This window comes from Saccharopolyspora sp. (genome assembly GCF_017434145.1).
GTDB classification, from domain to species: Bacteria; Actinomycetota; Actinomycetes; order Mycobacteriales; family Pseudonocardiaceae; genus Saccharopolyspora_C; species Saccharopolyspora_C galaxeae.
Genome location: NZ_JAFRFW010000991.1, coordinates 1 through 6994 on the forward strand (window position 1 = coordinate 1; position 6994 = coordinate 6994).

Annotated in this window: 5 protein-coding genes, 3 tRNA genes and 1 pseudogene; 1 reads left to right on the plus strand and 8 read right to left on the minus strand. The window is 70.8% G+C overall.

The window, feature by feature from the left end; genetic code table 11:
• Positions 1-199: 199 nt before the first annotated feature.
• A tRNA-Trp gene (locus IJH84_RS26850) sits at positions 200-272 on the minus strand.
• A 246-nt stretch (positions 273-518) separates the two neighbouring features.
• Between IJH84_RS26850 and IJH84_RS26855 the strand changes: the two genes are divergently transcribed.
• Positions 519-1709: a pyridoxal phosphate-dependent aminotransferase gene (locus tag IJH84_RS26855; protein ID WP_295150472.1), complete on the plus strand. Its 1191-nt coding sequence runs from the start codon at positions 519-521 to the stop codon at positions 1707-1709.
• Between the two features lie 140 nt (positions 1710-1849).
• On the opposite strand, the gene IJH84_RS26860 is transcribed toward IJH84_RS26855, so the two are convergent.
• From IJH84_RS26860 to IJH84_RS26890, 7 genes and pseudogenes are all read right to left on the minus strand, one after another.
• Complete coding sequence (locus tag IJH84_RS26860; protein ID WP_295150475.1) at positions 1850-2290, minus strand: MaoC family dehydratase; 441 nt, start codon at positions 2288-2290, stop codon at positions 1850-1852.
• Positions 2287-2751 (minus strand): MaoC family dehydratase N-terminal domain-containing protein, encoded by a 465-nt coding sequence (locus IJH84_RS26865; RefSeq protein ID WP_200069000.1) that lies wholly within the window; start codon positions 2749-2751, stop codon positions 2287-2289. The genes IJH84_RS26860 and IJH84_RS26865 overlap by 4 nt, the downstream gene beginning before the upstream one ends.
• Positions 2752-2901: 150 nt before the next feature.
• The gene (rpmG, locus tag IJH84_RS26870) at positions 2902-3066 is read right to left on the minus strand and encodes a 50S ribosomal protein L33 (protein WP_200068999.1); all 165 of its coding nucleotides are present in this window, start codon (positions 3064-3066) and stop codon (positions 2902-2904) included.
• Positions 3067-3133: 67 nt separating this feature from the next.
• Positions 3134-3209: transfer RNA gene (locus tag IJH84_RS26875), tRNA-Met, on the minus strand.
• 100 nt (positions 3210-3309) lie between these two features.
• Positions 3310-3382: transfer RNA gene (locus IJH84_RS26880), tRNA-Thr, on the minus strand.
• 134 nt (positions 3383-3516) lie between these two features.
• A complete protein-coding gene (locus IJH84_RS26885; protein WP_200068998.1) occupies positions 3517-6159 on the minus strand; it encodes a bifunctional diguanylate cyclase/phosphodiesterase in 2643 nt (880 codons plus the stop codon).
• A 380-nt stretch (positions 6160-6539) separates the two neighbouring features.
• Positions 6540-6994: pseudogene (locus IJH84_RS26890) on the minus strand (alpha/beta hydrolase); the annotation flags it as partial.

Sequence of the window (6994 nt, forward strand, 5' to 3'; positions counted from 1 at the left end):
CGGTTGTGCGCGTCGAGCCGTTCGACCCGCTCGCGCTTTCCTGCCCGCCCTTGCGGGCGGCGGCACGGGAGGAGCGGCGCTCGCGTCGTGCGGCGGCGCCGGAAGGCTGGGCGGCGTCATCACGCTGCTCGTCCGGGCCAGCCCCCTGTTCGCGGTCGTCGCTCACGCCTGCATCCTCCGCTCACCGTGTGCATCGACGCAGGGGTGACAGGACTCGAACCTGCAACCTGCGGTTTTGGAGACCGCTGCTCTGCCAATTGAGCTACACCCCTTCGCGACCGGCGGTCGCGACGGCACACACGATACAGCCCGCTCCAGCACGACCGACGCCCAGTTCGGCCGCCCAGGTGCGAGTGCACCGGTATCCCGGGACGGGAAGTCTACGGCACGGTGCTGATCACTTCGCACGCGCGTCCCCGTTCGCCCGCCGCCCGCAGGTGGGGAGCGTGCCCGCAGCCGCGGTCCTCTGCAAAGATGCCCGCATGGCCGCACCAGAAACACAGCACACGAAGGCGCGCGTGTCCGCGCGCATCGGAGGGATCAGCGAGTCCGCGACGCTGGCGGTCGACGCCAAGGCGAAGGCGCTCAAGGCCGCGGGCAGGCCGGTGATCGGTTTCGGTGCCGGCGAGCCCGACTTCCCGACCCCGCAACCCGTCGTCGACGCCGCGATCGCCGCGTGCTCCGACCCGCGCAACCACCGCTACAGCCCGGCTTCGGGCCTGCCGGAGCTGCGCGAGGCGGTCGCGGCCAAGACGCTGCGGGACTCCGGCTACCAGGTCGAGCCGAGCCAGGTCCTGATCACCAACGGCGGCAAGCAGGCCGTCTACCAGGCGTTCGCCGCGCTGCTCGACCCTGGCGACGAGGTCCTGCTGCCGGCGCCGTACTGGACCACCTACCCGGAGGCGATCACCCTCGCCGAGGGCAAGCCGGTCGTGGTGCCCACCGACGACTCCACCGGCTACCTGGCGAGCGTCGAGCAGCTGGAGGCGGCGCGCACCCCGCGCACCAAGGTTCTGCTGTTCAACTCGCCGTCCAACCCGACCGGCGCGGTGTACCCGCCGGAGCAGATCGCGGCGATCGGCCGGTGGGCCGTCGAGCACGGCATCTGGGTGATCACCGACGAGATCTACGAGCACCTGGTCTACGGCGACGCCGAGCACGTCTCGATGCCGGTGGCGGTGCCGGAACTGGCCGACACCTGCGTGGTGCTCAACGGGGTCGCCAAGACCTACGCGATGACCGGCTGGCGGGTCGGCTGGATGATCGGCCCGAACGACGTCATCAAGGCGTCGACGAACCTGCAGTCGCACCTGTCGTCGAACGTCGCGAACGTTTCGCAGCGCGCGGCGCTGGAGGCCGTCAGCGGGCCGCTGGACGCGGTGGCCGAGATGCGGTCGGCCTTCGACCGCCGCCGCCGCAAGATCGTGGACCTGCTCTCGGCGATCCCCGGCGTGTCCTGCCCGGAACCGGAGGGCGCGTTCTACGTCTACCCGTCGGTGAAGGGGCTGCTGGGCAAGGAGATCCGCGGGCAGCGCCCGCAGACCAGCGTGGAGCTCGCGGAGATCGTGCTGGAGCAGGCCGAGGTCGCGGTCGTGCCCGGCGAGGCGTTCGGCACTCCCGGCTACTTCCGGTTGTCCTACGCGCTCGGCGACGACGACCTGGCCGAGGGCGTCGGCCGGGTCGCGGAGCTGCTCGGCGAAGCCAAGTAGCCGCCCGGGCGACCGAAGACCAACGGACCGCGCATCCTCCGGGTGCGCGGTCCGTTTCAGTTCGTGCCGGAGTTCGCCGGGCGGGCCGCGGCACCGACCGTCCGGTTGATCCGGCGCGGCGCCTGAACTCGCGGCACCGGTTACTCCGGCAACCGGACGACGGCGCTGGCACCGCCGAGCACGCTCTGCTCGGCGCTGCGGGCGGTGATGTTCACCTTCACCGTGCCGTCCTCGTTGACCGCGGCGACCTTCCCGGACAGCTCGACGACGGCGCCGCCCTCGTCCGGCGCGGCACCGTCGGCGGGCACGGCGACGGGCCGGGTGAACCGCACCGAGTGGTCGACGATCGCGGCCGGGTCCCCGGTCCACTCGGTGACCAGCCGCGCCGAGAGCGCCATCGTGAGCATTCCGTGCGCGATCACGTCGGGCAGTCCCACCTCGGCGGCGAACCGCTCGTTCCAGTGGATCGGGTTGAAGTCGCCGGAGGCGCCCGCGTAGCGCACCAGGTCCGCGCGGGTCAGCGGCACGCTCAGCGGCGGCAGTTCGTCGCCCTTGGCGACCTCGGACGCACGTACCTTCACGCCTGCTCCTCCTCCGCTGCCGTACCGCGAGCCACCAGCGTGGACAGCGCGGTGCACACCGGTTCTCCCTCGACCGTGCCGATCTCGGCGCGCACGGTCAGGAAGTCGTTGCCCGCGCGGGCCTTGATGTCGTCCACGAAGACCGTGGCGCGCAACCGGTCCCCGGCCCGGATCGGGCGGTGGTGGGTGAAGCGCTGGTTGCCGTGCACGACCTTGCTGTAGTCCAGTCCGAGCGCCGGATCGTCGACCAAGGCGTCCTGCGCGCGCATGGTCAGGATGATCGCGAAGGTCGGCGGCGCGATCACGTCCGGGTGGCCCGCCGCCTTGGCGGCCTCCGGGTCCCGGTGCAGCGCCGAGCCGTCGTGGATCGCGTCGGCGAACTCGCGGATCTTCTCCCGGCCCACCTCGTAAGGCTCGGTCGGCGGGTACTCACGTCCGATGAATGCTTGGTCGAGCGGCACGCCACGCAGATTACCGCCGTCCGTCGCGCAGGCAGCCAGCGCGCGGTCGTCGCGCGTCGGGCGCCACCAAGTCGATAGGGCCGCCGGACGCGAAAAACCCGCCGCGGCCGGAGCCGGGCGGGTTTTCGGTGATCGGGAGACCGCTGTGCCTCAGCGGGTCTCCTTGTGCGTGCGATGCGTGCCGCAGTGCGTGCAGAACTTCTTCATCGCCAGCCGGTCGGGGTTGTTCCGCCGGTTCTTGTTGGTGATGTAGTTCCGGTTCTTGCACTCCTCGCAGGCCAGCGTGATCTTGGGGCGAACGTCGGTGGTGGCCACAGAGGTGCCCTTTCTCTCTAGTACTGCGTACCGGTCGGCTCGCTCGGGAAATGGGCGAACCACGAGCTGGTAGCGGTGGCCGGACTTGAACCGACGACACAGCGATTATGAGCCGCTTGCTCTACCGACTGAGCTACACCGCCATCCTGAGACCACCGGCTCGGCAGGTCTCAGCACCACCGAGGGTATCTCATGCAAAACAGCCGCAGCACCCAGGTAACCGAGCACCGCGACTGTCTACCGAGCCCCAATACGGAATCGAACCGTAGACCTTCTCCTTACCATGGAGACGCTCTACCGACTGAGCTATTGGGGCGTGCCCTTGCGGAGCGATTAGAACTCTACACACCCGCTGACCATGGTCGACAACCGGGGTCTGGTTCTATTGAACGCGCAGGTCAACGGCACTATTCCGGTGTTGGACCGGCGGCGGCGAGCGGAACCGGCCGATCAGTGCACGAGTGTGAGCACGGTCTCGGATCGCGATCCGCGCGCCTTCACCGTGCGGGCCTGCAACCACGCCTCGAACCGATCCTCCGGCAGCGGGCGCGAGATCAGGTAGCCCTGCGCGATGTCGCAGCGCATCCCGACGAGCTGGTCGCGAGCGGCGTCGTCCTCCACGCCCTCGGCCACGACCCGCAGATCCAGCGAGTGGCCCAGCTCGACGATGGTGCGCACCACCGCCATGTCGCTGAGGTCGGTGCCCATGCCGAGCACGAAGCTCTTGTCGATCTTCACCTCGTCCACCGGCAGCGTGCGCAGGTAGGCCAGCGAGGAGTAACCGGTGCCGAAGTCGTCCACGGCCAGCACCACGCCCAGCGCGTGCAACCGCCGCAGCACCGGCATGGACCGCTCCGGCTCCTCCATCACCGACGACTCGGTGAGCTCGAAGGTCAGCAGCTCCGGCGGGATGTCGTGACGCAGCAGCGCCTCGCCGACGCGGTCCGGGAAGGACTCGTCGTTGAGGTTGCGCACCGAGAGGTTCACCGCGACCGACATCCGCAGATCCCGGTCCAGCCACTCCCGCACCTTGATCAACGCGCGCTCCAGCACGAACGAGGTCAGCGCGTCGACCAGGCCGGTCGCCTCGACCACCGGCACGAACTCGTCCGGGTCCAGCCGCCCGTACTCCGGGTGCCACCAGCGCACCAGCGCCTCGGCGCCGACGACCTGCCTGCCCGGCAGCGCGACCTTCGGCTGGTAGTGCACCTCGACCTGGCCGGTGTCCAGTGCCTGCCGGAACTGGGTGACCAGCTGGAAGCGGCGCAGGAAGACCTGCCCCATCGCGGGCGCGTAGCCGCGGACCACGTCTTTGCCGTTGCGGGCGGCCCGCACCGCCACGTCGGCGTGCTGCAGCAGGGTGTCGATGTCGTCCTCGTCATCGGCGTCGGCGGGCGCGGAAGACGAATACCCGGCGACCCCGGTGGCTTCGACCACCAGCCGGTCCAGCGGGTAGGGCTCGGCGATCACCTCGCAGAGCCGTTCGCCGAGCTGGTGCGCCTGCTGCTCGGTGCGGTCGATCAGCAGCACCGCGAACGAGTTGGCCTCCAGCCGCGCCAGCGGCACTTCGTGGCCGAGCTCGTCGCGCATCCGCTGCCCGGCGGCCACGACCATGCGGTCGCCCCAGGTGTAGCCGAGCGCTTCGCTGACCGTAGTGAGCAGGTCCAGATCCACCCGCAGCACGACCGCCGTGCGCTCGTTGCGCAGCTGCTCGGCGGCCATCTCGCGGAACCCGGCGCGGTTGAGCAGCCCGGTGAGCAGGTCGTGGTACGCGTCGTGGCGCAGCCGCGCCAGCAGCCGCCGGTTGTCCATCGCGGTGGCCAAGTGGCTGGCCAGGGTGTGCAGCAGCCGCACGTCGGCCTGGCCGAAGCCGCGCCAGCGGCTGACCCTGTCGTGCGCCTCCACCGCGCCGAGCAGCTGGTTCGCGCCGCGCAGCGGTACCACCAAGGACTCGTAGGCGCCGCGCAGCCGCAACGCGCGGCGCACCTCCTCGGGCGCTTCCAGCGTCCGGAACGAGCGGACGTGGGTGCCGGGCAGCTGCAGCAGCGGGTCGTCGCGCAGTGCCTGCGGGCTCGCCGACTCGGCCGCCTCGGGCAGCGGCTCACCTGCGACGAGCGTGCTGACTTCGCCACGGGGGTCCAGACGCAGGCGGACCACGACGCGCGTGGCGTTGAGCTGTTCGCGGATGCGTTCGGCGACCGGTTCCCACTCGCTGACCGAGGTCTCCGGGTCCGCCGCCTCCGCCGGAGCGCGCACCGCGGACTGCCCGGAACGCGCCACGCTGAGGCTGACGTCGCTGAGCGCCTCCAGGTCGCGCTGTTCGCGCAGCAGCCCGGAATACGCGCGGTAGAGCCCGATCACGGCGACGGCGACCAGCGCGACCAGCAACCATCCCCACTTGGTGCTGCGGGCCACCTCGTAGCCGATCAAGCCGACCGAGGTGTTCAGCAATCCGACCGCCAGGGTGCGCACCGCCAGCCGTGCGGCCGCGGTCAACCGCATGCCGCCGCCCAGCACGTGCAACGCCGCCAGCGCGAACCCGCAGGAGATCAGCGGAGAGGTCAGCGTGCCCAGCACCGGGCCGAACCAGGCCGGCGCGATCGGGTTCAGCGGATCGTCCAGCGCGTTGTTGACCGCGGTCGCCACCGCGAACGGCACCGCTACCTCGAGGCAGAAGACCCCGGCGTTGTAGACGACGTGGGTGGCCGCGCGCCGACCGACCTGCGCGCCCAGCCCGGCGAGCAGGTTCGCCGCGAGCACCACCTCGAACGGAGCGGTCAGCAGGCCGAGGATCAGCGGGATCTCGGTGAACGAGATGGTCCAGCCGACCCGCTTCACGTCCACGTCGATGGTCAGCTGCTCGGCCAGCAGGAACCCGACGGCCAGCAGCGGTCCGATGATCAGCAGCTCGGGGCCGTATTCGTGCCGCGTCCAGTAGGAGGTGAGTCCGGAGACCAGCAACCCGGCCAGCAGCACGAGCACGGAGAAGGTGGTGAACGAGCGCCTGCGCGCCGGATCGACCTCGGCTCGCACGGGCGGGCGCGGCGGGTCCAGCGTCGCCTGTGGATCGAGGGTGTGGTGACGCTCGATCATCCACCCTCCTCTGCCCGGCGACACGAATGTCGCACCGGAATGCCGCGCCGATCGTGACGCACGACGGCCACGGTTGGCCAGGGCCGGATGCCCCAGTCACCGCGCGCGCGGGCGGCGCAATCGCCCGTACCGGTATCGGGCGCCGACCGATTCGCCTGCGCAGAGCTTGGACTGACCAGCGCGTTCCGCGAACCGGCCGAGTGCGGGCGGGTCGTGCGGGAAAGCCCGCGGCGGCCCTGCGAGCGCTGTGAGAAAGGCCGCAGCAACCGATCACCATGCGCGCGGAGAGTGTTCACGGAACACCCTCCGTGATGTCGATTCCGTCGATCAGGGCAATGGGGACGGAGCGAGCCCGCTCCCGCCGCGGCTCGCCGGCAGGATCATGTCAAGCCGAGCTCGTCCAGGTAATCCCGCAACGCGCGGTCGAGGTCGGCCAAGCCCGACTCCTCGGACGGCAGGTGCCCGGCCCCGTGCAGCGCAGCGAACCGGCCCGCCGGACCGAGCCGGTCGAAGAACTCCCTGGAGAACCGCAGCGGCGTCCACCGGTCTTCCGCCGGATGCGCCAGCAGCACCGGCGGGCCCGCGTAGTCCTCCGGCTCCACCGCGGGCGGCGCGCAGACGAAGCTGCGCAGGAATCCCAGCGACATCCAGTTCCCGCCGCCCAGCGGATCCGCCCAGATCGCGTGCGCGAACTGGGCGTGGTTGGACATCGCGGCGATGTTGACCAGCCAGCGCGCCGGTGCCCACGCGGGCGGCAGCGGCATCGACACCGCCCCCGGCAGCAACCCGAGCAGCACCGACCACCGGCCGAGTTCCGGGGTGCTCGCCAGCCGGC

Bases quoted from the DNA above. Each gene is read 5' to 3' on its own strand.
- IJH84_RS26885 (WP_200068998.1), bottom strand. From the start codon at position 6,159: ATGATCGAGCGTCACCACACCCTCGATCCACAGGCGACGCTGGACCCG.